The organism is Halopseudomonas pelagia (genome assembly GCF_009497895.1).
In the GTDB taxonomy this organism is placed as follows: Bacteria; Pseudomonadota; Gammaproteobacteria; order Pseudomonadales; family Pseudomonadaceae; genus Halopseudomonas; species Halopseudomonas pelagia_A.
Window position 1 is genome coordinate 449,391 of record NZ_CP033116.1, and the last position, 23,863, is coordinate 473,253.

27 protein-coding genes are annotated in these 23,863 nt (G+C 57.2%); 18 read left to right on the plus strand and 9 right to left on the minus strand.

Going from position 1 to position 23,863, the window contains the following annotated elements:
• Window positions 1-76 precede the first annotated feature (76 nt).
• From mnmE to EAO82_RS02165, 18 genes are all read left to right on the plus strand, one after another.
• On the plus strand, window positions 77-1,444 hold the full coding sequence (mnmE, locus tag EAO82_RS02080) for a tRNA uridine-5-carboxymethylaminomethyl(34) synthesis GTPase MnmE (protein ID WP_410402922.1): 1,368 nt from the start codon (window positions 77-79) through the stop codon (window positions 1,442-1,444).
• Between the two features lie 521 nt (window positions 1,445-1,965).
• Window positions 1,966-3,861 (plus strand): tRNA uridine-5-carboxymethylaminomethyl(34) synthesis enzyme MnmG, encoded by a 1,896-nt coding sequence (gene mnmG, locus EAO82_RS02085; protein WP_096345521.1) that lies wholly within the window; start codon window positions 1,966-1,968, stop codon window positions 3,859-3,861.
• Window positions 3,862-3,866: 5 nt separating this feature from the next.
• Window positions 3,867-4,511: a 16S rRNA (guanine(527)-N(7))-methyltransferase RsmG gene (rsmG, locus tag EAO82_RS02090; protein ID WP_096345522.1), complete on the plus strand. Its 645-nt coding sequence runs from the start codon at window positions 3,867-3,869 to the stop codon at window positions 4,509-4,511.
• Window positions 4,512-4,520: 9 nt separating this feature from the next.
• Window positions 4,521-5,324 (plus strand): ParA family protein, encoded by an 804-nt coding sequence (locus EAO82_RS02095; RefSeq protein WP_096345523.1) that lies wholly within the window; start codon window positions 4,521-4,523, stop codon window positions 5,322-5,324.
• A 23-nt stretch (window positions 5,325-5,347) separates the two neighbouring features.
• Window positions 5,348-6,208 (plus strand): ParB/RepB/Spo0J family partition protein, encoded by an 861-nt coding sequence (locus EAO82_RS02100; RefSeq protein ID WP_096345524.1) that lies wholly within the window; start codon window positions 5,348-5,350, stop codon window positions 6,206-6,208.
• Between the two features lie 214 nt (window positions 6,209-6,422).
• Window positions 6,423-6,827 (plus strand): F0F1 ATP synthase subunit I, encoded by a 405-nt coding sequence (locus EAO82_RS02105; protein ID WP_096345525.1) that lies wholly within the window; start codon window positions 6,423-6,425, stop codon window positions 6,825-6,827.
• Window positions 6,828-6,839: 12 nt separating this feature from the next.
• A complete protein-coding gene (gene atpB / locus EAO82_RS02110) occupies window positions 6,840-7,694 on the plus strand; it encodes a F0F1 ATP synthase subunit A (RefSeq protein WP_096345526.1) in 855 nt (284 codons plus the stop codon).
• A 63-nt stretch (window positions 7,695-7,757) separates the two neighbouring features.
• Window positions 7,758-7,997 (plus strand): F0F1 ATP synthase subunit C, encoded by a 240-nt coding sequence (gene atpE / locus EAO82_RS02115; RefSeq protein WP_022960829.1) that lies wholly within the window; start codon window positions 7,758-7,760, stop codon window positions 7,995-7,997.
• 95 nt (window positions 7,998-8,092) lie between these two features.
• Window positions 8,093-8,563, plus strand: coding sequence for a F0F1 ATP synthase subunit B (locus EAO82_RS02120; protein ID WP_096345527.1), 471 nt, complete (start codon window positions 8,093-8,095; stop codon window positions 8,561-8,563).
• A 12-nt stretch (window positions 8,564-8,575) separates the two neighbouring features.
• Window positions 8,576-9,112 carry a F0F1 ATP synthase subunit delta gene (locus tag EAO82_RS02125; RefSeq protein WP_096345528.1) on the plus strand — a complete coding sequence of 179 codons (537 nt, stop codon included), beginning with the start codon at window positions 8,576-8,578 and terminating at the stop codon, window positions 9,110-9,112.
• Between the two features lie 15 nt (window positions 9,113-9,127).
• Window positions 9,128-10,672 carry a F0F1 ATP synthase subunit alpha gene (gene atpA, locus EAO82_RS02130; RefSeq protein WP_096345529.1) on the plus strand — a complete coding sequence of 515 codons (1,545 nt, stop codon included), beginning with the start codon at window positions 9,128-9,130 and terminating at the stop codon, window positions 10,670-10,672.
• Between the two features lie 74 nt (window positions 10,673-10,746).
• Window positions 10,747-11,610 carry a F0F1 ATP synthase subunit gamma gene (gene atpG / locus EAO82_RS02135; RefSeq protein WP_096345530.1) on the plus strand — a complete coding sequence of 288 codons (864 nt, stop codon included), beginning with the start codon at window positions 10,747-10,749 and terminating at the stop codon, window positions 11,608-11,610.
• 48 nt (window positions 11,611-11,658) lie between these two features.
• Entirely contained in the window at window positions 11,659-13,035 is a 1,377-nt protein-coding gene (atpD, locus tag EAO82_RS02140; RefSeq protein ID WP_096345531.1) for a F0F1 ATP synthase subunit beta, read from the plus strand.
• Window positions 13,036-13,077: 42 nt separating this feature from the next.
• Complete coding sequence (locus EAO82_RS02145) at window positions 13,078-13,521, plus strand: F0F1 ATP synthase subunit epsilon (protein ID WP_096345532.1); 444 nt, start codon at window positions 13,078-13,080, stop codon at window positions 13,519-13,521.
• A gap of 108 nt (window positions 13,522-13,629) precedes the next feature.
• Window positions 13,630-14,994, plus strand: a complete 1,365-nt coding sequence (gene glmU / locus EAO82_RS02150; protein ID WP_096345533.1) for a bifunctional UDP-N-acetylglucosamine diphosphorylase/glucosamine-1-phosphate N-acetyltransferase GlmU — start codon at window positions 13,630-13,632, stop codon at window positions 14,992-14,994.
• Window positions 14,995-15,089: 95 nt separating this feature from the next.
• The gene (cfaB, locus tag EAO82_RS02155) at window positions 15,090-16,277 is read left to right on the plus strand and encodes a C17 cyclopropane fatty acid synthase CfaB (RefSeq protein ID WP_096345534.1); all 1,188 of its coding nucleotides are present in this window, start codon (window positions 15,090-15,092) and stop codon (window positions 16,275-16,277) included.
• Between the two features lie 126 nt (window positions 16,278-16,403).
• Window positions 16,404-17,276 (plus strand): flagellar brake protein, encoded by an 873-nt coding sequence (locus EAO82_RS02160; protein ID WP_096345535.1) that lies wholly within the window; start codon window positions 16,404-16,406, stop codon window positions 17,274-17,276.
• The gene (locus EAO82_RS02165) at window positions 17,276-17,749 is read left to right on the plus strand and encodes a DUF192 domain-containing protein (RefSeq protein WP_096345536.1); all 474 of its coding nucleotides are present in this window, start codon (window positions 17,276-17,278) and stop codon (window positions 17,747-17,749) included. The genes EAO82_RS02160 and EAO82_RS02165 overlap by 1 nt, the downstream gene beginning before the upstream one ends.
• 6 nt (window positions 17,750-17,755) lie before the next feature.
• Here EAO82_RS02165 and EAO82_RS02170 read toward each other — a convergent pair whose 3' ends face one another.
• The 9 genes from EAO82_RS02170 to cbpA all read right to left on the minus strand — a co-directional run bounded on the left by EAO82_RS02170 (window position 17,756) and on the right by cbpA (window position 23,707).
• Window positions 17,756-18,115, minus strand: coding sequence for an NADH:ubiquinone oxidoreductase (locus tag EAO82_RS02170; protein ID WP_096345537.1), 360 nt, complete (start codon window positions 18,113-18,115; stop codon window positions 17,756-17,758).
• Window positions 18,116-18,142: 27 nt separating this feature from the next.
• Entirely contained in the window at window positions 18,143-19,111 is a 969-nt protein-coding gene (locus tag EAO82_RS02175; RefSeq protein ID WP_096345642.1) for a CobW family GTP-binding protein, read from the minus strand.
• A 94-nt stretch (window positions 19,112-19,205) separates the two neighbouring features.
• On the minus strand, window positions 19,206-19,553 hold the full coding sequence (locus EAO82_RS02180; RefSeq protein WP_096345538.1) for an MmcQ/YjbR family DNA-binding protein: 348 nt from the start codon (window positions 19,551-19,553) through the stop codon (window positions 19,206-19,208).
• On the minus strand, window positions 19,550-19,909 hold the full coding sequence (locus tag EAO82_RS02185) for a DUF3301 domain-containing protein (RefSeq protein ID WP_096345539.1): 360 nt from the start codon (window positions 19,907-19,909) through the stop codon (window positions 19,550-19,552). The genes EAO82_RS02180 and EAO82_RS02185 overlap by 4 nt, the downstream gene beginning before the upstream one ends.
• A 152-nt stretch (window positions 19,910-20,061) precedes the next feature.
• Entirely contained in the window at window positions 20,062-20,769 is a 708-nt protein-coding gene (tsaA, locus tag EAO82_RS02190; protein ID WP_096345540.1) for a tRNA (N6-threonylcarbamoyladenosine(37)-N6)-methyltransferase TrmO, read from the minus strand.
• Between the two features lie 2 nt (window positions 20,770-20,771).
• Complete coding sequence (locus EAO82_RS02195; RefSeq protein WP_096345541.1) at window positions 20,772-21,704, minus strand: alpha/beta hydrolase; 933 nt, start codon at window positions 21,702-21,704, stop codon at window positions 20,772-20,774.
• 88 nt (window positions 21,705-21,792) lie between these two features.
• A complete protein-coding gene (locus EAO82_RS02200) occupies window positions 21,793-22,320 on the minus strand; it encodes a DUF3299 domain-containing protein (protein ID WP_096345542.1) in 528 nt (175 codons plus the stop codon).
• A gap of 137 nt (window positions 22,321-22,457) precedes the next feature.
• The gene (locus EAO82_RS02205) at window positions 22,458-22,775 is read right to left on the minus strand and encodes a chaperone modulator CbpM (RefSeq protein WP_096345543.1); all 318 of its coding nucleotides are present in this window, start codon (window positions 22,773-22,775) and stop codon (window positions 22,458-22,460) included.
• Entirely contained in the window at window positions 22,772-23,707 is a 936-nt protein-coding gene (cbpA, locus tag EAO82_RS02210) for a curved DNA-binding protein (protein WP_096345544.1), read from the minus strand. Before cbpA ends, EAO82_RS02205 begins: the two co-directional genes overlap by 4 nt.
• Between the last annotated feature and the right edge of the window lie 156 nt (window positions 23,708-23,863).

The following is a 23,863-nucleotide window of genomic DNA, read 5'->3' on the forward strand; positions in this document are numbered from 1 at the left end:
ATATCGGGGCGTTTTGCTATCTGTCTTTCCACTAGCGTTACATCAGCATCCCGACACGCGTAACCAGAGAATGACCATGCCCAGCTATCACGCCGATACCATTGCCGCCATCGCCACACCGCCAGGTCAGGGTGGGGTAGGGATTATCCGCGTATCCGGACCGGCCGCACTGGCTATTGCCGAACAGATAACGCGTATTCAGCCCACACCACGGCATGCCCATTACGGTACCTTCTGGCAGCAGGAAGTGGCGCTGGATCAAGGCCTGACGCTGTACTTTCCCGGGCCGCATTCCTTCACCGGCGAAGATGTACTGGAGCTGCAAGGGCACGGTGGGCCGGTAGTATTGGATCTGCTGCTCAAAGCCTGTCTGCACGCCGGCGCGCGCTTGGCCAACCCTGGTGAATTCAGTGAACGGGCGTTTCTGAATGACAAACTCGACCTGGCCCAGGCCGAGGCGATTGCCGACCTGATCGAGGCCAGTTCGGAGCAGGCAGCGCGCAACGCGTTGCACTCATTGCAGGGCGCGTTTTCCACGCGGGTCAATGCGCTGACTGAGGCGCTTATTGCGCTACGTATCTATGTGGAAGCGGCCATTGATTTCCCGGAAGAAGAAATTGATTTTCTCGCTGATGGTCACGTGTTGGCCCAGCTTCAGACAGTCCGTGAGCAACTCCGGCAGGTGCAGCGGGAAGCCGGGCAGGGCGCGTTGTTACGCGACGGAATGACCGTGGTCATCGCCGGCCGGCCCAATGCGGGCAAATCCAGCCTGCTTAATGCCTTGGCGGGCAAGGACAGCGCCATCGTCACCGATATCGCCGGCACCACCCGGGATATCCTGCGCGAACATATTCACATTGACAGCATGCCGCTGCATATCATCGACACTGCGGGGCTGCGGGATACTGAAGACCAGGTCGAAAAGATCGGTGTTGAACGCGCCATGGCCGCCATCGCCGAGGCCGACCGGATCCTGTTGATGGTCGATGCGTCGCAGCCCGAGGCGCATCATCCGGAAAACCTGTGGCCAGAATTTCTGCTGCAGCGACCCGACCCCAGCAAGGTGACCCTGATTCACAACAAGATCGACCTGATAGGTCAGCCGCCAGGCCAGCAACAGGCGGTTGATGGCAGCGTGACCATCCAGCTCTGTGCTCGTACTGGCGAGGGTGTGGAGCTGCTGCGTGAGCACCTGAAAACCTGCATGGGCTATGAGCAAGCATCGGAAAGCCTGTTCAGCGCGCGTCGACGCCATTTGCAGGCATTGGAACAGGCCAGCGAGCACCTGTCTCATGGTCACGACCAGTTAACGCTGATGGGGGCAGGGGAGTTGCTCGCAGAGGACCTGCGCATGGCGCAACAAGCCCTTGGCAGCATTACCGGCGAATTCAGCGCCGATGATCTGCTTGGCCGGATCTTCTCCAGCTTCTGCATTGGCAAGTAAACAGTCCGCTAATACTGAAATTTTGATCACCCCCTCGAAATGGCACCTTCGTTGACCTTTTTTTTCGCTTATTTTTCCCTTCTGTACGCTTATTTAACCTCGTTTTACCTGACTGAGCCCTGTGCACAACTAGCCTTGAGACTGGGTCGAAAGTCTGTGTACAACCTGCACTCAAAAACCCCTGTGGATAAGCATGCAAGTTATACACAAGTAACACACCGCTTACGGACCCATTCAACCCCAGCCTGACCACAACCTTTCTTTCCATCCAATCAATTGATTTATATAGGTTTAAAGCAGTTACTCACAGAAATGTGCTTACTCATTAACATTAACTACATAAAGCTTTTTAAATCTTTTTTTAATTTATTCTACTAATGAGCTGAGTAGGTCGAGAGTGCCCCAACCTGTCTGACCGGCTGTTCAAAAAACATCCAGCACAAGGCTGCAATTTTCTCAACACAAGCCTATAATCAGCCCCTTTTCCCGAAGCCAGCCCTTGTCTGGCAACGAGGTTTACCGTGCAATTTCCAAGTCGTTTTGACGTAATCGTTGTAGGCGGGGGCCATGCTGGCACCGAAGCCGCACTGGCTGCTGCTCGTATGGGCGTGAAGACCTTGCTGCTGAGCCATAACGTCGAGACGCTTGGGCAGATGAGCTGTAACCCTGCTATCGGCGGTATCGGCAAGAGCCATCTGGTCAAGGAAATCGATGCTCTGGGTGGAGCCATGGCCAGGGCAACTGATCTGGCGGGTATTCAGTTTCGCGTACTCAACAGCCGCAAAGGCCCGGCTGTGCGTGCCACGCGGGCTCAGGCTGACCGTATTCTGTACAAGGCGGCCATTCGTGAAATGCTGGAAAACCAACCCAATCTGTGGATATTCCAGCAGGCCTGTGACGATCTGATTGTCGAGAACGATCAGGTATGTGGGGTTGTTACTCAGATGGGTCTGCGTTTCCATGCCGACAACGTGGTGTTGACTACCGGTACCTTCCTCGGCGGCTTGATTCACATAGGTCTGGATAACTACTCCGGTGGCCGTGCTGGTGATCCGCCGGCGATTGCCCTGGCTGATCGTTTGCGTGAGTTGCCCCTGCGCGTGGACCGCTTGAAGACTGGTACGCCGCCGCGCATTGACGGACGCACAGTGGATTACAGCAAGATGACCGTGCAGCCCGGCGATACACCTCTGCCGGTAATGTCGTTTCTGGGTAACGTCAGTGAACACCCGAGACAGGTCAACTGCTGGATTACCTATACCAACGAACGCACCCACGAGATCATCCGCAACAATCTTGATCGTTCGCCGATGTACACCGGGGTGATCGAAGGCGTTGGGCCGCGCTACTGTCCTTCGATCGAAGACAAGATTCACCGCTTCGCCGACAAGAATCAGCATCAGGTGTTTATCGAGCCCGAAGGCTTGACCACCCACGAGCTCTACCCCAACGGCATTTCCACTTCGCTACCGTTTGATGTGCAGCTGCAGGTTGTGCAGTCGATCGAGGGCATGGAAAACGCGCACATCCTGCGTCCCGGTTACGCCATTGAGTACGATTATTTCAACCCGCAGGATCTGAAATATTCGCTGGAAACCAAGGTGATTGGAGGCTTGTTCTTTGCTGGGCAGATCAACGGCACTACCGGTTACGAAGAAGCCGCTGCCCAGGGCCTGCTCGCGGGTATGAACGCTGCGCGACGCTCGCAGGACCAGGAAGCCTGGTGCCCGCGTCGTGATGAAGCCTATATCGGCGTGCTGGTCGATGATCTGATCACCATGGGTACGCGTGAGCCTTACCGCATGTTCACCTCACGCGCGGAATATCGCCTGGTGTTGCGCGAAGACAACGCCGATCTGCGTTTGACCGAGAAAGGCCGCGAGCTGGGACTGGTCGATGATCATCGCTGGTCGGTCTTCAGTGCCAAGCGCGAAGCAATCGACGCCGAGCGCAAGCGTCTGAGCAGCACCTGGGTGCAGCCCAACAGTGAGATCGGCAAAGCTTTTGCCGAGCGCTACGCCACGCCGCTGAACCACGAATATAATTTGCTCGATCTGCTGCGTCGTCCAGAAGTGGACTACACGGCCCTGTGCGAACTGACTGGCAAGGTGGATATTCCTGCGGATGCCGCGGAACAGGTGGAAATCCATACCAAGTACGCCGGCTATATCGAGCGACAGCAGGAAGAGATCGACCGTTTGCGGCAGCACGAACAGACGTTGCTGCCCGAGGGGCTGGACTATCTGACGCTCAATGGCTTGTCCAATGAGATCAAGCACAAGCTCGCGGATGTGCGCCCGCAAACCCTGGGTCAGGCCTCGCGCATTCCGGGTGTAACGCCGGCGGCGGTCAGCCTGCTGTTGATCCATCTGAAAAAACGCAGCGCCGCGGGCAGCAGCCTGGCAAGAGAGGCGTGAGCGCGATGGCCGATCATGCTGCTGAACTTATTCAAGGTGCTGCCGCGCTGGGCATCGAGCTGAGCCCGGAACAAACTCGGCAGCTGCTGGCCTATCTCGAGCTGTTGCACAAATGGAACAAGGCTTACAACCTGACCGCGGTGCGCGATCCGGATGAAATGGTCAGCCGCCATCTGCTCGACAGTCTGAGCATTTTGCCCTACGTGCAAGGCGAACGCTGGTTGGATGTGGGCAGTGGCGGCGGTATGCCGGGGATTATTCTGGCAATCATGCGGCCTGATGCGCGCTTCACCGTGCTCGATAGCAATGGCAAGAAAACCCGCTTTCTCACCCAGGTCCGACTGGAGTTGGGGTTGGCCAATCTGACCGTGGTGCAGAACCGCGTGGAAGCCTATCAGGCAGAGCAGCCGTTTCACGGCATTGTCTCCCGGGCCTTCAGTTCCCTCGCTGATTTTACCCATCTGACACGTCATCTGAGCGATACCGATACACGTTGGCTGGCAATGAAGGGGCAGTATCCGGAGGAGGAGTTGGCTGCATTGCCGGTCGACTTCCAGGTCACTGACAGCGCACAATTGGCGGTACCCGGTTGCCAGGGCAGCCGACATCTGCTGATACTGCAACGGCAGGTTCAGGCTGACAACGGATAGGAGGTCATAGTGGGCAAGGTATTGGCAATAGCCAACCAGAAAGGCGGCGTCGGCAAGACCACCACCTGCATCAACCTCGCCGCCTCGCTGGCTGCTACCAAACGCAAGGTATTGCTGGTGGATCTGGATCCCCAGGGCAATGCGACCATGGGTAGCGGTATCGACAAATCCGATCTGGAGAATTCGGTTTACGAGTTGCTGACCGGTCGCTGTGAGTTGAAGCAGGCGCTGCAACGTTCCGAAAACGGGGGTTATGACATATTGCCGGCCAACGGTGATCTGACCGCTGCGGAAGTCGAACTGCTCGATGTGAAGATGAAGGAAAGCCGTCTGCGCTACGCTCTGACAACCCTGCGCAGTCAGTACGATTACATTCTGATCGATTGCCCGCCCTCGTTGAACATGTTGACCGTCAATGGATTGGTCGCCGCCGATGGGGTGATTATCCCCATGCAATGCGAATACTATGCGTTGGAAGGCCTGTCGGCGCTGGTCAATACCATCCAGCGCATCAGCTCGGTACTCAATCCCTCGTTGCAGATCGAAGGCTTGCTGCGCACCATGTACGATCCGCGCAACAGCCTGACGCTGGATGTATCGGCGCAGTTGACCAGTCACTTTGGTGACAAGCTGTACCAGACCGTGATCCCGCGCAATGTGCGTCTGGCCGAGGCGCCCAGCTTTGGCATGCCGGCGCTGACCTATGACAAGCAATCCCGAGGTGCTGTGGCTTATCTGGCGCTGGCCGGCGAAGTGGTAAGACGCTCCAAACAAGCTGCCAAAGCAAGTGCTCTGGCGAGCGCGAACGACTAATCGAATAAAAGGACAATACCGGCATGGCGGTCAAGAAACGCGGCTTGGGAAGGGGGCTGGATGCGCTGCTAGGGCAATCCAACAGCGCCGGTCAGGGATCCGAGAATCAGGAGCAACTGCTTAAGGAATTACCGGTTGATCTGATTCAGCGCGGCAAATACCAACCCCGCCGCGACATGGATCCCCAGGCTCTGGAAGAGCTGGCCAATTCCATTCGTGTGCAAGGCGTCATGCAACCGATTGTGGTCCGCCCGATTGCCGAAGGCCGTTACGAAATCATCGCCGGTGAAAGGCGCTGGCGTGCCACTCAGCAAGCCGGACTGGATTCGATCCCGGCGGTAATCCGCGATGTACCCGACGAAGCGGCTATCGCCATGGCGCTGATCGAGAACATTCAGCGCGAAGATCTCAACCCGATCGAAGAAGCCATCGCCCTGCAACGCCTGCAATTGGAGTTCGAACTGACCCAGCAGCAGGTGGCTGACGCGGTGGGCAAATCCCGGGTCAGCATTACCAATCTGCTGCGTCTGATGGCGCTGCCAGATGATGTCAAATTGTTACTGGAACGCGGCGATCTGGAAATGGGCCACGCTCGGGCTCTGCTGGGTTTGCCCAGCGAGGATCAGACCGCTGCGGCCCGGCAGGTAGTCGCCAAAGGTTTGACCGTTCGTCAGACTGAAGCATTGGTGCGCCAGTGGCTGAATCCTCGCCGCGAAGCCGGGGATACCCGCGCCAATCCTGATATTGAGCGGTTGCAACAGGATCTTGCCGAACGTATAGGCGCCGAAGTGAAAATTCAGCACGGCGCCAAGGGCAAGGGCAAACTGGTTATCAGCTATAGCTCACTGGATGAACTTGATGGCGTGTTGATGCATATCAAGTGAGCCAGTTGGTGAATACGGAAGGGACGTCATAGTCGCCAAACGGCCGTCGAATGCGGCCTACTGATTGAAAAGACGGGGGATTCGCCCGGTTAGTGTTGAATCGGAGGATTATTCAACCTATACTCCTCGCGCTATTTTAGCTGGTGAAATGCACCAGTTTGTTGCGGGGAAAGCCCCGGAAAAGAACCTGAAGCAGCGGTCGCGAGGCGGGTAAATGGACGCAAGAACGCCCAATAGAACCCCTTTCCATCGCTTGCCAGCTTTCCCGGTGTTGGTGCTTCAAGCTTGCGTCGCCCTTTTGGCAGCGCTGATTCTGTGGTTTTTCCAGAATCCTGTAGCCGGATATTCCGGCCTCTTGGGTGGACTTGTTGCGCTGGTCCCCAATGCCTATTTTGCTTATCGGGTGTACCGCTATAGCGGAGCCCGATCAGCCCAGGCCATCGTTCGTGAATTCTATTCCGGCGAGGCTGGCAAAATAATATTGACCGCCGCACTTTTTGTGCTGGTGTGGGTAGGTGTAAAGCCGCTGGAGGCGACCGCAGTATTTGCCGGTTACCTCGCGGTGCTGGCCGTCGGAGCCAGTGGCCTGCTCATAGTCAAACGATTTCAAAAGCATTAGTCAGAGGCAAATATGGCAGGCACTTCAGCTGAATATATCCAGCACCATTTGCAGAACCTCACTTACGGCAAATTGCCCGCAGGTTACGAGCGTTATGACGGCACAGTTGTTCAGGAAACCACCTGGACGCTAGCCCAATCAGGCGCTGAAGCAACCGACATGGGCTTTATGGCGTTTCACGTGGATACCCTGGGCTGGTCGGTATTCATGGGTTTGATTTTCCTGTTCCTGTTCCGCACCGTCGCCAAGCGCGCCACTGTCGGCGTGCCGGGCAAGTTGCAGAACGTGGTCGAAATGACCGTGGAGTTCATCCAGGGCATCGTCAAGGATACTTTCCACGGCCGTAACGCCCTGGTTGCACCTCTGGCATTGACCATTTTCGTTTGGGTGTTCCTGATGAACTCCCTGAAATGGATACCGGTGGATTACATCCCCGGCCTGGCCACCGCTCTGGGACTGGATTACTTCAAGATCGTGCCGACGGCTGATCCGAACGGTACCTTTGGTATTTCCCTGGGTGTCTTCATCCTGATTATTTTCTACAGTTTCAAGGTCAAGGGCTTCGGCGGCTTTATCAAGGAACTGTCCTTCACCCCTTTCAAGCACTGGGCGTTGATTCCGTTCAACCTGTTCCTTGAACTGCTCGGCCTGCTGACCAAACCACTGAGTCTGGCACTACGACTGTTCGGTAACATGTACGCCGGTGAAGTGGTGTTTATTCTGATCGCGCTGCTGCCGTTCTACCTCCAGTGGGGTCTGAACGTGCCATGGGCAATCTTCCATATTCTAGTCATTCCGCTACAGGCCTTCATCTTCATGGTGCTGACTGTGGTGTATCTAAGTGCGGCTCATGAGGATGCTCACTGACCGCACTCGAACCCTGTTCAATCAACCAACCTTGAACTGCAACCTTGAACTTTAGGAGTAATTATGGAACTCGTAATCATTGCTGCCTCCATCATGATCGGTCTGGGCGCCCTGGGTACCGGTATCGGCTTCGCCCTGCTGGGTGGCAAGCTGCTGGAATCCACTGCACGTCAGCCTGAGCTGGGCCCGCAGCTGCAAACCAAAACCTTCCTGATGGCCGGTCTGCTTGACGCCGTGCCGATGATCGGTGTTGGTATCGCGATGTACCTGATCTTCGTTGTTGCCCCTGGCGTTGCCGCTTAATTCAGATGACTGATCTCCGGTAAGCCACGGTTTGCCGGACCTATCATCTGGATCAAGAGATCCGGGACTCAACGAATAGCACGAGGTAAATCGCTGTGAATATTAATCTGACGCTGTTTGGTCAAACGATTGCCTTCGCTATTTTTGTCTGGTTCTGCATGAAGTACGTGTGGCCGCCGATCACGGCAGCCATGGCAGAGCGCCAGAAAAAAATCGCTGAAGGTCTGGATGCGGCTGGCCGCGCCCAACGTGACCTTGACCTGGCCCAAGAGAAAGCTTCCCAGACCCTGCGTGAAACCAAGGAACAGGCTACTCAGATCATCGAGCAAGCCAACAAAAGTGCCAACCTCATTGTTGAGGAAGCTAAAGAGCAGGCACGTTCTGAAGGTGAACGTCTGATCACAGCCGCTAAGGCCGAGATCGAACAGGAAGTGAATCGCGCCAAGGATGACCTTCGGGCCCAGGTGGCCGTGCTGGCTGTTCGGGGCGCTGAGCAAATTCTGGGGTCGGAAATCGACGCCAAGGCGCACAGTGAGATGGTCAACAAATTGGCCTCACAACTCTAAGCGAGGCGAGCTATGGCTACTATCAATACGCTAGCTCGGCCTTACGCAAAAGCAGCTTTTGAACACGCTTCTGCTGCCGGTGGTCTGGATGCCTGGTTGGGCATGCTGACCCTGGCAGCAGCAGCCGTTCAGGATGAAGCTTTTGCCGCGAGGATGCGTAATCCCGGTCTGACCGAGGAACGCAAGGCCGACGACCTGCTCATGGTGTGCGAGGGTCATGTAGACGACGCTTTCGGTAATTTTATCCGGACGCTGTCTGAGCATGACCGTTTGCCCTTGATCCCGGTTATTGCCGAGCTCTATGAGCAACACAAGGCAGAACATGATCGTAGCGTGGCTGTCGAGGTGGAATCCGCCTTTGAGCTGAGCGACGATCAACAGAAAACGCTGGCAACCGCTCTTTCCAAGCGGTTAGACCGGACAGTAACTCCTCATGTGACCATCAACCCGGCCTTGATCGGCGGTGTGTTGATTCGTGCGGGTGACTTGGTCATCGACGGTTCGGTCCGCGGCAAGCTGGATAAGCTGGCCGAGGCGTTGAAATCCTGATTTGAGGGACATGGCATGCAGCAATTGAATCCTTCCGAAATTAGCGAAATTATCAAGCAGCGCATCGAGAAACTCGATGTGTCTTCGCAGGCTCGCAATGTAGGCACCATCGTCAGCGTTTCCGACGGTATCGTGCGCATTCACGGCCTTGCTGATGTGATGTACGGGGAAATGATCGAATTCCCCGGTGGTGTATACGGTATGGCACTGAACCTGGAGCAGGACTCCGTGGGTTCTGTTGTATTGGGTGATTACCTGAATCTGACCGAAGGCATGACAGCCAAATGTACCGGTCGTATTCTGGAAGTTCCGGTCGGCCCCGAGTTGCTTGGTCGCGTTGTTGACGCACTGGGTAACCCGATTGACGGCAAGGGCGTAATCGATGCCAAACTGACTGACGCGGTAGAAAAGGTTGCGCCTGGCGTAATCTGGCGTAAGTCGGTAGATCAGCCGGTACAGACCGGCTACAAGTCCATCGATGCGATGATCCCGATTGGCCGTGGTCAGCGTGAGCTGATCATCGGTGACCGTCAGACAGGTAAGACGGCCATCGCGATCGACGCGATCATCAACCAGAAAGATTCCGGCATCAAGTGTGTGTACGTGGCTATCGGTCAGAAGCAGTCGACCATCGCCAACGTCGTACGCAAGCTGGAAGAGCACGGCGCGATGAGCAACACCATCGTTGTCGCGGCTTCCGCTTCCGAGCCAGCTGCCCTGCAATTCCTGGCACCTTACTCCGGCTGCACCATGGGCGAGTACTTCCGTGACCGTGGTGAAGACGCGCTGATCATCTACGATGATCTGTCCAAGCAGGCTATTGCCTACCGTCAGATCTCGCTGTTGCTGCGCCGTCCGCCGGGTCGTGAAGCCTACCCTGGCGACGTGTTCTATCTCCACAGCCGTCTGTTGGAGCGCGCATCGCGCATCTCCGAGGACTATGTCGAGAAGCTCACCAACGGTGAAGTCAAGGGCAAGACCGGTTCTCTGACCGCTCTGCCGATCATCGAAACCCTCGCCGGTGACGTGTCTGCTTTCGTACCGACCAACGTGATCTCGATCACTGACGGCCAGATCTTCCTGGAATCCAACCTGTTCAACGCAGGTATCCGCCCGGCCGTTAACGCCGGTGTATCGGTATCCCGTGTTGGTGGTGCAGCCCAGACCAAGATCATCAAGAAGCTGTCCGGTGGTATTCGTACCGCGCTGGCCCAGTATCGTGAACTGGCGGCTTTCGCCCAGTTTGCTTCGGACCTCGATGAGGCTACCCGTAAGCAGCTGGAGCATGGTCAGCGGGTTACCGAGCTGATGAAGCAGCACCAGTATGCGCCTATGTCGATCGCTGACATGGCCATCAGTCTGTACGCTGCCGAGAAGGGCTTCCTGGTCGATGTCGAGCTGAACAAGGTCGGCCCGTTCGAGAAGGCTTTGCTCGCTTACTTCAAACGTGACAAGGCCGATCTGTTGGCCAAGATCAACGAGAAGGGCGACTACAACGACGAGATCGAAGCCGGTATCAAGTCTGGCATCGAGAACTTCAAGGCAACCCAGAGCTGGTAAGCCGAGCGCGGGGCATGATTCGATCATGTCCCGCATCGTGCGATCTGGCCTCGGGCTAACCTGAAAGGTGAGACATGGCAGGCGCAAAAGAGATACGCGGTAAAATTTCGAGTATCAAAAGTACTCAGAAGATCACCAGCGCCATGGAGAAGGTGGCGGTCAGCAAAATGCGCAGAGCACAACAGCGCATGGCCTCCAGCCGTCCCTACGCTGAGCGTATCCGTCAGGTCATTGGCCATCTGGCCAATGCCAATCCCGAATATCGTCACCCGTTCATGCAAGAGCGTGAAGTCAAACGGGTCGGCTATATCGTGGTCAGTACGGATCGGGGTCTTTGCGGTGGCTTGAACACCAACCTGTTCAAGGCGCTGGTACAAAACATGAAAGAGTGGCGTGACCGTAACGTCGAGACCGAGCTGTGCGTGATCGGCAGCAAGGGGCAGGCGTTCTTCCGTAGCTACGGCGGTAACGTTGTCGCTTCGATCAGTCACCTGGGCGAACAGCCCTCGTTGAATGATCTGATCGGTAGCGTCAAGGTCATGCTCGATGGTTATCAGGAAGGTCGTATCGACCGCTTGTACCTGGTTTCCAATGCCTTTGTGAACACCATGGTGCAAACGCCCAAGGTCGAACAAATGATCCCGCTGGTTCCGGCTGACAAAGAGGAACTCAAGGGGCATTGGGACTACGTTTACGAGCCTGACGCCAACGAGCTGCTCGATGGCCTGTTGACCCGTTATATCGAGTCGCAGGTGTATCAGGCAGTGATCGAGAACAACGCCAGCGAACAGGCGGCACGGATGATCGCAATGAAAAACGCGACCGACAACGCCGGGGATATCATCGACAGCCTGCAGCTTATCTACAACAAAGCTCGTCAGTCTGCGATCACCCAGGAAATTTCGGAAATCGTCGGCGGCGCCGCCGCAGTCTCTTGAGGCTTCGGACAGACGATAACGGTTTCATACCACTTAGAGGAACCAAACATGAGTAGCGGACGTATCGTTCAAATCATCGGTGCCGTCATTGACGTGGAATTCCCACGTGACAGCGTGCCGAAGGTGTATGACGCGCTGCATGTCGACGAAAAGGGTCTGACCCTGGAAGTCCAGCAGCAATTGGGTGATGGCATCGTAAGAACCATCGCCATGGGTACCACCGAAGGTGTCAAGCGCGGCCTGGCCGTCACCAGCACCGGCGCAGCCATCAACGTTCCCGTGGGCATCAAGACCCTGGGCCGGATCATGGACGTACTCGGCAACCCTATCGACGAAGCCGGCCCGATTGGCGAAGAAGAGCGCTGGGGCATTCACCGCCCAGCACCTTCCTACGCAGAACAGGCCAGCTCCAACGAACTGCTGGAAACCGGCATCAAGGTTATCGACCTGATCTGCCCGTTCGCCAAAGGCGGTAAAGTCGGTCTGTTCGGTGGTGCCGGTGTGGGTAAAACCGTCAACATGATGGAGCTGATCCGTAACATCGCCATCGAGCACAGCGGTTATTCCGTATTTGCCGGTGTGGGTGAGCGGACTCGTGAAGGTAACGACTTCTATCACGAGATGAAGGACTCCAACGTACTGGACAAGGTAGCCCTGGTTTACGGTCAGATGAACGAGCCGCCGGGTAACCGTCTGCGCGTAGCACTGACTGGCCTGACCATGGCCGAGAAATTCCGGGACGAAGGTCGTGACGTACTGTTGTTCATCGACAACATCTACCGTTACACCCTGGCCGGTACCGAAGTATCCGCACTGTTGGGCCGTATGCCTTCAGCGGTAGGTTATCAGCCGACGCTGGCCGAGGAGATGGGTGTTCTGCAGGAGCGTATTACCTCCACCAAGCAGGGCTCCATTACCTCGATTCAGGCGGTATATGTACCAGCTGATGACTTGACTGACCCCTCGCCAGCCACCACCTTCGCTCACCTGGATGCGACCGTGGTACTGTCTCGTGATATCGCCTCGCTGGGTATCTACCCTGCAGTAGATCCGCTGGACTCCACCTCCCGTCAGCTGGACCCCCAGGTGATTGGTCAGGAGCACTACGATACTGCCCGCGGCGTACAGTATGTTCTGCAGCGCTACAAAGAGCTGAAGGACATCATCGCGATTCTGGGTATGGACGAACTGTCCGAGGAAGACAAGCAACTGGTAGCCCGCGCTCGTAAGATCCAGCGTTACCTGTCGCAGCCGTTCTTCGTGGCCGAAGTCTTCACCGGTTCGCCAGGCAAGTACGTTTCTCTGAAGGACACTATCCGTGCCTTCAAAGGCATTCTGGATGGCGAGTTCGACCACCTGCCCGAGCAGGCGTTCTACATGGTCGGCACCATCGATGAAGCCATCGAGAAAGCCAAGAAAATGTAATGCTAGCGCCCGCGCAAGCGGGCGCAGAATCGAGGCAATGACATGGCTATGACAGTGCACTGCGATATCGTCAGCGCGGAAGAAGAGCTGTTCTCAGGCCTGGTTTCGATGGTCGTCGCACACGGTAACATGGGTGATCTGGGCATTCTGCCAGGCCACACGCCGTTGCTCACCGACCTCAAGCCCGGCCCGGTTCGGGTGATCAAGCAGGATGGAAGCGAGGAAGTGTTCTACATTTCCGGCGGCTTCCTGGAGATCCAGCCGAGCATGGTCAAGGTGCTTGCCGACACGGCTATCCGTGCTGGCGACATCGACGAAGCAGCTGCAGTAGAAGCGAAAAAGGCCGCTGAAAAGGCCTTGAGCGAGAAGGGGTCCGAGTTCGATTACGGTTCCGCTTCTGCGCGTCTTGCTGAAGCTGCAGCCCAGCTACGTACCGTGCAGGAATTGCGCAAGAAATACGGCGGACCAGCGTTTAATAACCGCTGAGTTCGTTGGCAATAAAAAAGGCAGCTTCGGCTGCCTTTTTTATTGGACCGCAAGCCGCTTGCAGCTTTGCTATCATCTACCCACTCTTCACCAACCACGGTTCTCACTATGATATTGGATATCGTCATCCTCGCCGCCGGCCAGGGCACCCGTATGCGTTCAGCACTGCCCAAGGTGCTTCACCCGGTCGCTGGCAAGCCGATGCTTGGGCATGTTATCGATTGCGCCCGGGCGCTGACACCCCGGCGCATTCATGTGGTGATCGGCCACGGGGCGGACAAGGTTCGTGAAACTCTGGCGGCGGACGATATCAACTGGGTAGTGCAGAGCGAGCAGCTCGGTACCGGGCATGCAGTGGCTCAGGCGCTGCCTGACATCACCGATGCGGATCAGATCCTGGTGCTCTACGGTGACGTGCCTTTGCTGCGTGCCGAGACGCTGCAGCGACTGAGTGCACAGGCCGGTTCACAGGCCTTGGGGTTGCTGACGGTGACCATGGCTGACCCAACAGGCTACGGTCGTATCGTTCGCAGCCCTGGCGGCGCTGTAGAGGCCATTGTCGAGCAAAAGGATGCCAGCGCTGAGCATCTGCTGATCACTGAGGGTAATACCGGCATCATGTCGCTGCCCGGTAACCAGGCAGCCCAATGGCTGACCAGCCTGTCGAATGACAACGCCCAGGGCGAATATTACCTGACCGACGTAGTGGCGTTGGCAGTCGGCCACAAGGTGCCGGTCGAAGTAGCGCAACCGCTGGATGAGCTCGAGGTAATGGGCGCAAACAACCGTCAGCAGCTTTCGGTACTTGAGCGCGCCTGGCAGCAGCGTGAAGGCCTGCGCTTGATGAGCGAAGGCGTTACCCTGGCGGATCCGGCCCGCCTTGATGTACGCGGCAAGGTCAGGGTTGGGCGGGATATCTTCATGGATATCAACGTGGTGCTGGAAGGCGAGGTCGAGATTGGAGATAACGTCGACATTGGACCACATTGCGTCATCCGTAACAGCCGTATCGCCGCCGGTACTGTGATCAAAGCGTTCAGCCATATCGACGGCGCCGATGTCGGCGAACGCTGCGATATCGGCCCTTATGCGCGGCTGCGTCCAGGCACGCGGATGCATGCCGGGGCGAAAATCGGCAATTTTGTCGAAACCAAAAAAGCTGAAATCGGCGCTGACTCCAAAATCAATCATCTGTCCTACGTAGGTGATGCGGTAGTGGGAGCCCAAGTCAATATCGGTGCGGGTACCATCACCTGCAACTATGACGGGGTGAACAAGTTCGTCACGCGCATAGACGATGGGGTGTTTATCGGCTCCAACACCGCCTTGGTAGCGCCAGTCAGCATTGGCGCCGGCGCGACCACGGCAGCGGGTTCCACTGTCACCCAGGATGTGCCGGCCCAGGCCTTGGCGGTAGGCCGCGCCAGGCAGAAGAATATCGAGGGTTGGAAACGTCCGAACAAGAAGACCTGAATAAGGCATCTGCTGGCGACGTGACAGCTGAGCAACTTGATCTATATTGAATGGAGAGATGGCTAACCGCTATTTGATCGCTTTGGAGTGTCGGTATGCTGACGCAACTGTCCGAAAGCCTGAGCAAGTTGAAGCTGCCCTTGAGAGTCAGTCTGGCGGGCGGGCCGAGTCTAGATTTGGGTCCAGATCCGCGAGTAACTCTTGAGATCCTGGACCCATTGTTGCTCAACGAGCTGCGCCAACCCAGCCTGGACAAGCTTGGAGAGGCGTTCATTGACCAGCGCATGGACGTACGGGGCCCGATCATGGATGTGGTCGAGATTGCCGACCACCTGAGCATGGGCCTGCTCGGGGACAATAGTGAGCCGGCGCGCTTACGTACGACGCATGACAAGGCCATGGATGCCGAAGCCATTGCATACCACTACGATATTTCCAATGATTTCTATCGTCTCTGGCTTGACCCGGAGATGGTCTACTCCTGCGCGTATTTCCGCGATCCCCTGCACGACAGCCTGGCCCAGGCGCAAATCAACAAGTTGGATCACCTATGCCGAAAGCTCCGCTTGAAGCCGGGAGAGCGTCTGCTGGATGTGGGTTGTGGCTGGGGCGGTCTGGCTCGTCACGCGGCGCGGCACTATGGCGTGAGCGTATACGGGATCACCCTGAGCAAGGAACAGCTCGAACTGGCCAGGGAGAAAAATGCCGAACAGGGGCTGGAAGCGTCCATTGAGCTACAGCTACAGGATTATCGGGATCTGCCCGGCGACCAGGCGTTCGACAAGGTGGTCAGCGTCGGCATGTTTGAGCACGTCGGTCATGCCAATCTGCAACATTACTTCAAAATTCTGTATGACCAGCTCAAGCCTGGTGGACTGGTAATGAACCACGGCATCACCGCCAAATACGTTGACGGCCGCCCGGTAAGTCGTGGCGCCGGGACCTTTATCGGCCGGTATGTGTTCCCCCACGGCGAGTTACCACACCTGTCCACGGCCATTGCCAGTATGAGCGAGGAGGGGCTTGAGGTGGTCGACGTAGAAAGCCTGCGTCTTCACTATGCGCGCACCCTGGAGCATTGGAGTACCAACCTCGAGGCGCGGCTGGAGGACGCTCGAGCGCTGGTGTCAGACAAGACCTTGCGCATCTGGCGCATCTACCTCGCCGGCTGTGCCTATGGATTCCGCAAAAATTGGATGAATATTCACCAGATACTGGCGGTCAAACCGCTGCCAGGGGGGCAGCACCACCTGCCCTGGACGCGGGATGACATATATTCCTGATGCAGCCCTGGCTGCAGCCGTCCAGCGCGGTCAGCCAGATTCTGGAACAGATTGATAGCACTGTGCCTGTTACGCCTGTGATACATTTGCGGGGTAGTGATCCCCGATTTGGAATGGAGACCAAGCGTGACTTTGATACCCCTTACAGAACAAGAAGTCGGCGTGGGTAAACCCTTGCCATGGGACGTTCTGGACGCTGAGGGCAGTGTGTTGCTGGAGCAATCGCGCATTATTGATAGCGAACCGTTACTGGCTCAGCTGTTGAAGATGGGACTCTTTCGAGCGGCCCCCGAACGCAACGCGGCCGAAGAAAAGCTTGATGTTGCCGGCAATGGTGCGACCGCGGAGGTACAGATCTCCAGTTTGTCGCAAGTTCAGCTAGCCCCCGGGGATCTGGTGCAGTTGCAGACCTTGCATCCGACGCATGCCGAGCGTTACCAGGTACGCATGATCGGTTTTCACGCACCCGTGAGCCTGATGGTGACTTCTCCCACAGTTCAGGGGCGTCTGGTATTCGTCAAGGAAGGCCAACAGTTTCTGGTCCGCGGGTTTGTGGGTAAGGATGCGGTCGCTTACAAGACGCGCGTGATCAAGTCGAACCTGTCACCTTTCCCCTATCTGCATCTGGCCTACCCGGAAACCGTACAGTCCATGCGTATCCGCGGCTCCTCGCGGGTATCAGTGGAACTGGTAACCTCGGTAAATGGTCCTGCCGGTTCGGCGGCGGCCAAGATCGTCGACCTCAGTTGCGGTGGCGCTCGCATGATGTCGCCCAAACCGGTAGCCGCCAAGGGCGACGATGTAAAACTCTCGTTTCGTATCAACCCGTCGGGGCTGGATGTGTATCTGACCATCAATGCCAAGGTGCGCGCGGTTAGCCGCGATGAAACGGCCAATAGCCAGGTAGCGACCGGCGTCGAATTTGTTGACCTGAATGAACAAGACAGGCTGTATCTGACTAATATGGTCTACCAGAACCTACTCAAAGATAACCTCTGATGCGCTCACTCCTGACTGCTCTGACGGGCTGCATACTGTTGATACTGGCTTGCAGCGTGGTGGCCGAACCTGCTGCTGAAGGCGAGTGGTGGACCATGCAGCTGGCGGATGAAACCTTCCGGATAGAGCGGGTGGCTGACCCGGAAAGCCGCCGCCAAGGCTTGATGGGACGGAGATTGGGCCCTGATGAGGGGATGTTGTTCGATTTTCCAGCGGGTACAGTACCGGCCATCTGGATGCGCAACATGCAGATCAGTCTTGATCTGGTCTATATCAATGAGCGTGGACAGATTACCCATATCTTTGCCGCGGTGCCGCCATGCCGGAATATGCCCTGCGACATCTACCAGGCCGATCGCCCTTTACGCTTTGTACTGGAGTTGCCGGAAGGGACCGCTGCCCGCCTGGGCCTTACCGTAGGCCAGCAGTTACCGATGGATGAGTTGCTGGCATTGCCGGTGCCCTCCGTATAACTGCCCTCAGGGCGTATCCCAACGCCCTTCGCTGATGTTTTCACAGTACGCTTTGAGTATCGGTGCATCGTCGGCGTCGCTGTAATAATGGATTGCCTGTTCGTAGGCCACGCCCGGGGTTTTCGCGCCATGACAGATACCGTAGGCGCCTTCAGGACATGCTTCGGTAAAAGCCACGTCAAAGGAGCGGTCGGGAATTTGCGGCTGGCAGAAGCTGTCGGTGAATAGCGACGGCGGTATGTTGATGTTCTGCTGGCACATGCGGATCGGCAACTGATCGTCATTGGAGCTGATCACGCACGCCGTCGCCATTACCTGAGAGCTGAACAGAGCCAGCATTGCACTGCTGAAAAGGGTAAATTTCATCGTCTGCGCTGCGTAAAAGGTTCTACCTTAATGGGTGCTCGTGGCCGCCCGCAAGCTGTTCTGTAGCGCCATCCGGTCGGGGCGTTGTGCTGTCAGTAGCTCAATGCGGTTATCCTTGTTCCAGCCGCTGTGTTGCCAGGTGATCGTCTCCCCTGGCAAGGCATTGAATGCCATCCAGCCGCCAGTGGTATGCACAACGCCTTTGGCGCGGATCCAACGCTGCGTCGCCAGCCAGCTCTGCAGTGCTTCCGGGTCAAACAGCACATCAGGGTGCATTCGCCAACCGATACTGTGGTGGTCATCCATGCTCTGCACCATGCAATGCCAATCCTGTGTCGTTCTCCACAAGGCCGGCATGTCCGGAGAAGCGGCGGCGTCAGTAAGGGTAGTGGGCTCGTTGCGGGCCGGGGCCATGGTTGTGGGTAAAAGGTCAAAACTGATATTGGCCTCATCACACCAGATTGTGGGTCGCTCTGGAAGTGAAGAAGCAATCGTCCGTTTGGCAACAGCGTCCAAACCTGCAGATTTATTCAACAGTAATAACCCGGCCTCTGGCAAAGCCAGGCGCTGCGACTCCGCCAACGGTTTGCCGCTGGCCAGTTGGCCGGCGTCCAGAACCATGATCAACGGCTGCAGCGCTAGTACCCCTTGCCAGGGCGGGGCCACCAACTGCTGCTGCAGCCTGAGTGGATGGCCAAGCCCTGACGCTTCGATAAACACGCGAGTCGGTCGCGCTTTACGCAGCAGACGGTTCAATCCGACCTGAAAAGGCAGGCCGTTCACACAACATAGGCAGCCACCCGGCACTTCTGCGAGGGCAACGCCCTGGGCGTCGTTTTCCATTAGAGCGGCATCGATACCGATCTGCCCGAACTCGTTGATTAATATGCCCCATGTTTCGCCGCTCGGCCGCTGATGTAACAGCTGTTTGAGCAATGTCGTCTTGCCCGCACCTAAGGGGCCGGCTATCAAATGGGTAGGGATATTCTCGATCATGCTGCCAAGCATAAAGCCAGAGCCCGGCTGCTGCCAGCCCAGAGGGTTCCACGTGGAACCTGCACCTCTCCCCTCAAACCTGCAAATCGTGCCATCAGGGAAGGATCAGGCCTGCTTGTAGGCGTTTTGGCAGCCTGCCGACCACCAGCTGATGAGATTCGCGGACCAATCCGCGCAGCTCCTCAGTGGTGAGCTTGTAAGGATAGTCGAGGCTTACCCAGTGCGCGCGGGCCAGGTAGGGCGAAGGATGAAACCCTGGCCGGTCGCAAAATCCGAGAAAAAGGGGTTGATCCACCTTGAACGCGCAGCTATCAGTGGTCAAATCAATCAGCGCAAACATTTTGGTACCGGCGACCGAGAACACCCGATTTTGACCCCATTTGAGGTCCTCTCGAGCGCCGGGCAGGCTCAGGCAATAGTGCGACAGTTCAGCGGCATTCATAGCAATTTTTCGCGCAGATTCGGATCATCCGGTCCCGATCCCGGAAAGGGGTGCGGTGCTAATTCTATGCCGAGCAGGCGCGCCCCGTGCAGCTGGATATTGCCGTTGTATCGCCTTTCACCCGTGACGGTAAACTCAAACCCATAGCGGCGGACTACTCCAAAGCGCCCGCCGCGATTGCGTGCCAGACGGATTCGGTTAAGGACGATGCTTTCGTCGAGCAACTGCACATCTACCTGCTTGCAATGCTGCCTGACCAGAATCAGAGCCCGGTCCCGCAAGCCCAGGCCTCGCCATATCCAGGTGCCGATCAGGCCCGCCAGCATCAGCAAGGCCACATGGCTCAGATCAAACATCAGGCATCCTCTCGGGCAGATTAGTCGTCAGGCTACGCCGTTGAGTCATACAGCGAAGGCACAACCGGCGAGCCGATAATGGCGCGAGTATAGCTGCTGATGCCTGCTTAAGTCGCGCCCCGGGGCGGGATAGGCAGCTACCGCACGGCGATTCAGTGCGCGGCGGGCAGGATCTTTTCGATAGACAAAACGCAGATACGATCAGGCTGCGGGTAATGCCAGCACACATTCAGATCCCAGAAGCGTACTCCATAGCGGCGCTCCGTCCCCGGCTGCTGATAAGCAGGCTTGGGATCCTGCGCCAGACACTGCTCGATTAACTCGACCACTGGTTGGCGCAGCCGGGCAGCCTGGTCTCGGGCCTGTTGCAGGGCGGTGGGTGCCCAATCAACCGCCAGCAGGACTGGCGCGGCATCGGCCAGGCTATTGCTGGCCATTGGCAGGCTGTCGGCGTAGGGCACGTAGGGTTTGATATCGAGGATGGGGGTGCCGTCCAGTAAATCGATCGACGAGATCCGCAGACGGCCCGGCTCGATGCCGTCGAGTTTTACCACGGACTGGCCGATAGGGTTGGGTCTGTGGGTCGATCGGCTGGCAAAAACGCCGATGCGTTGGTTGCCACCCAATCGCGGAGGCCTGACCCGAAGATGGGTCGGACCCGACGGCGCGGCGTGGAACACGAACAGCAGCCACAGGTGGGACACGCCCTCCAGCCCGGCGACCGCCTCAGGTTGATCATAGGGCGGTAACATTTCGATCACGCCGCTGGCGGCGGGCGCCAGACTCGGCTGCCTGGGTATGGCGAATTTCTCGCTGAAGCAGGAGCGGACCAGCGCTATCGGTTCGAACTGATAAGCCATGGTCAGTTAGGCCGCAGCGGTGGGATGCTGTCCGGGTGGTCGGGCAGAACAAAATGGCTGCCCCCCTCGATCTCGATGATCTGCAGGTTCTCTGCCTGCCGGGCGCTAGCGAGCATCGCGGCACTTTGCAGCACACGATCATCGCCGGGAACCAGGATCGCGCCGCGTTTGACGTATTGGTAGATATCGGTGCTGGTATTCGGCATCCAGTCCGCCATATCCTTGAGGTTGGCCAGCATGATTGCTGCACGCTTGGGGTTGAAAGGCACGCCCATGATCAGTTCGCGCTTGCGCGGATTATCCAGCGGGCCCCAGATTTTCCGATTGCGCTCATTGATGGGCTGCTGCTGCCAGAAGGGTAAAAAGAACGGCAGTAACCATCGAGCTAGAGCAGGCATCGGTGTATAGGGCTGGCCCTGGGGTAGCACCGGTGCTTCCAGAATGACTTCAATCTGCTCGAATAGCGCGGGTTGCTGACGGGCCGCTTCCAAGGCTACCGCGCCCCCGCGCGAATGGCCGTGCACACGCACATTCGGAGTCGTCACCAGGTGCGTCAGCGCCAGATTCAACACCTGCGCATCATAGGCAATGCTGCCCGCCCGAGCTTTTGGCGCGGCGGCCCACTTTGCCTGGGACAATCGCGGGTTGGTGACCGGCACATGGTAGTCAGCGCTGGTCAGCAGAATCAGCTCGATGGCCGGGTCCGCATAGTATTCAGTGAAATACAGAAAGTTTTCTACAAAGCCGGGCATGACAACCACCGTAGAGGTAGCGCCGTTGTGCGCCCGCTTGGCCACACAGGCCAGACCGACCTGATACAACTCACCGCTGAAAGGCAAAGCCTGTGTTTGCGGAGATTCCTTTCTCAGCAGGTACTTGCGCAGGTAAAACAGCACCAGTAGCGCAAGACCCGTAAAACCAATCAGCGATTCCATCTGAACTCCTGGTTAACTCATGGGCGAAGCGCCAAGCATACCGGAATTGGATGGCGGGTTACCCACCCGGAAGGGGGAGACCAGCGATTCACTCGCCGTCGTAGACCCACACCTGGTCCGCGTCAACGCGGTAACTGGCATCTGCAAGCGCATTACTGGTCAGCTCAATATGCAGCGTGCCAGACATCCAGAATGCTTCGTAGATATCGTCAATGGCGATACCCTGCGGGTAATCCACCAGAATGATCTGATTGGGTGGTGGCGGTGGGACGTGGATGCAGGCACCGGCATAAGGCACCAGGAAAAATGAGGTGTAGTCGCCATTCTCGTTTGTTTCCAGCGGCACGGGGAATCCAGCGATTTTCACCTGCTGTTTGTCGAAGGATTCGACCACGCGGGTGGAGTACATGACGGCTGGAAGATCGTCTCGCTGACGCATGCTTTGGGTAAAGTCACCCGGCGCCTCGGTCTTGCCGTCATGGCCAATCTCAGGCATTTCCAGCATCGCCTGATAATCCTCTTCGGGTAGCAGGTCGAGCCAGTCCACGGTGCGGGGAGCGGCGTGTGCAGTCGCCGACAATACAAGGCATAAGCAGACAAGATAAAGCAGGCGCATAAATCAGAACTCAAAACAGGAAGGATACAGGCTGAGACAACTCAAGCCCCAGGAGTTTCCCGAAGACCACGGGCTTTGCCAAGCAAATATTTTTCAGCGCCTTTGGCGAAGGGGGGCTAGCATCTGATTGAGGAGCGTCAGTGTTGTTCGTCCTGCAAGAAGCGGCTGAGGCGTTGTTTGAGATACTCATTCTCCGCCTTGAGTTGCTGTACCTCCTCAAGCAAGCCCAATACCAAAGGGATATCGGACCATTCAACCGTCAATTCATGGTGCAGGCGTTCCGCTTTGTGCACGATGCTGACGCAGGTACTATTGAACTCCCACTCCTCAGGCAGTTTGCCCGCCTCCGGTGTGAGAATCCCTTCCGCCACCAACTCGAGCAATTGTTCCTCGCTGAGGCTCACACACTGCCTCAGCTCTGCAAATTTGATGTGTACCTGGGTCACGGTGGTCATGATGCCTGGCTCCACTCTGCTCGTGGATCGAACTCGGCAGTTTTGGCCAGTTGCGTCCACAGTGTTTGGCTTGCCTCGTCAGCGTGCTGGGGCATGACGACCTTGAGTACGGCAAACAGATCGCCCGGCCCGCTCTTGCCGACCAAGCCCTTGCCCTTGATACGTAGCCGCTGTCCTGATTGGCTGTTGGGGCGGATGGTCAATTGGATTTTGCCGGCCAATGTCGGGATCGTCACCTTGGCCCCCAGCGCCGCTTCCCAGGGAGCCAGCGGCACGGTAATCACCAGATTATGCCCCTCCACGTCGAACAGCGGGTGCGGTACCAGACGAATGTGCAAATACAGGTCGCCATTCGCCGCATTGCCGCTGCCCGGTGCGCCCTGGCCCTTCAGGCGTATCCGCTCACCATCACGCACGCCGGCAGGAATCTTGACCTTGAGGGATTTTTTCAGCTCCTGCATCCGGCCGCGCTCATCCCGGTAGGGCAGCATGAACTCCACAGGTTTGCTGGTGCTTTCCAGCGTTTCTTCGAGAAATACCGGCATCTCTATTTCCACGTCACTGCCTTTCTGAGCAAAGCGGTTGTCGCCAAAGGGCGATTGGTGAGCAGATCCCGAACCAAACATCGACGCGAAGAAGTCGGCAAAGTCCTGATCGCTTCCTGCTGACCCTGCTGGCGCACCCTGTGACGCGCTGCTGTAGCGTTGCCGCTGCTGTCGCGCGAGGCGCAGTTCGTCGTACTCGGCGCGCTTTTCCGGGCTGTGCAGCACGTCGTAGGCTTCAGCAACTTCCTTGAATTTCTCCTCGGCGCCGGCCAGGCTGCTGACATCGGGATGGTACTGGCGCGCGAGTTTGCGATAGGCGGTTTTGATCGCCTTGTCGTCCGCGTCCGGTTCCACACCGAGCGTGGCGTAATAATCCTTGAATTCCATAATAGCGGTGGCCCGTGGTCGTCGATGAGGTCGGCGCGCTGCCAGCCTCCATCGTGCCTATCTTGCTCTGAGCATAGAGCATGTTGATCTGTAACGGGCAATTGTTACTGGGCGTCTGACAAGCAGGCGTCCAGTAACAGGGGCAATGCAATGGGG

Coding starts and splice junctions, on each gene's coding strand:
- EAO82_RS02200 (WP_096345542.1), bottom strand. CDS start 22,320: ATGCGCCTGCTTTATCTTGTCTGCTTATGCCTTGTATTGTCGGCGACT.
- cfaB (WP_096345534.1), top strand. CDS start 15,090: ATGCTGACGCAACTGTCCGAAAGCCTGAGCAAGTTGAAGCTGCCCTTG.
- atpE (WP_022960829.1), top strand. CDS start 7,758: ATGGAACTCGTAATCATTGCTGCCTCCATCATGATCGGTCTGGGCGCC.
- EAO82_RS02175 (WP_096345642.1), bottom strand. CDS start 19,111: ATGATCGAGAATATCCCTACCCATTTGATAGCCGGCCCCTTAGGTGCG.
- mnmE (WP_410402922.1), top strand. CDS start 77: ATGCCCAGCTATCACGCCGATACCATTGCCGCCATCGCCACACCGCCA.
- EAO82_RS02125 (WP_096345528.1), top strand. CDS start 8,576: ATGGCTACTATCAATACGCTAGCTCGGCCTTACGCAAAAGCAGCTTTT.
- cbpA (WP_096345544.1), bottom strand. CDS start 23,707: ATGGAATTCAAGGATTATTACGCCACGCTCGGTGTGGAACCGGACGCG.
- tsaA (WP_096345540.1), bottom strand. CDS start 20,769: ATGGCTTATCAGTTCGAACCGATAGCGCTGGTCCGCTCCTGCTTCAGC.
- rsmG (WP_096345522.1), top strand. CDS start 3,867: ATGGCCGATCATGCTGCTGAACTTATTCAAGGTGCTGCCGCGCTGGGC.
- EAO82_RS02170 (WP_096345537.1), bottom strand. CDS start 18,115: ATGAAATTTACCCTTTTCAGCAGTGCAATGCTGGCTCTGTTCAGCTCT.
- EAO82_RS02205 (WP_096345543.1), bottom strand. CDS start 22,775: ATGACCACCGTGACCCAGGTACACATCAAATTTGCAGAGCTGAGGCAG.
- atpA (WP_096345529.1), top strand. CDS start 9,128: ATGCAGCAATTGAATCCTTCCGAAATTAGCGAAATTATCAAGCAGCGC.
- atpD (WP_096345531.1), top strand. CDS start 11,659: ATGAGTAGCGGACGTATCGTTCAAATCATCGGTGCCGTCATTGACGTG.
- atpG (WP_096345530.1), top strand. CDS start 10,747: ATGGCAGGCGCAAAAGAGATACGCGGTAAAATTTCGAGTATCAAAAGT.
- EAO82_RS02195 (WP_096345541.1), bottom strand. CDS start 21,704: ATGGAATCGCTGATTGGTTTTACGGGTCTTGCGCTACTGGTGCTGTTT.
- atpB (WP_096345526.1), top strand. CDS start 6,840: ATGGCAGGCACTTCAGCTGAATATATCCAGCACCATTTGCAGAACCTC.
- EAO82_RS02165 (WP_096345536.1), top strand. CDS start 17,276: ATGCGCTCACTCCTGACTGCTCTGACGGGCTGCATACTGTTGATACTG.
- EAO82_RS02180 (WP_096345538.1), bottom strand. CDS start 19,553: ATGAATGCCGCTGAACTGTCGCACTATTGCCTGAGCCTGCCCGGCGCT.
- EAO82_RS02145 (WP_096345532.1), top strand. CDS start 13,078: ATGGCTATGACAGTGCACTGCGATATCGTCAGCGCGGAAGAAGAGCTG.
- EAO82_RS02105 (WP_096345525.1), top strand. CDS start 6,423: ATGGACGCAAGAACGCCCAATAGAACCCCTTTCCATCGCTTGCCAGCT.
- glmU (WP_096345533.1), top strand. CDS start 13,630: ATGATATTGGATATCGTCATCCTCGCCGCCGGCCAGGGCACCCGTATG.
- EAO82_RS02185 (WP_096345539.1), bottom strand. CDS start 19,909: ATGTTTGATCTGAGCCATGTGGCCTTGCTGATGCTGGCGGGCCTGATC.
- EAO82_RS02100 (WP_096345524.1), top strand. CDS start 5,348: ATGGCGGTCAAGAAACGCGGCTTGGGAAGGGGGCTGGATGCGCTGCTA.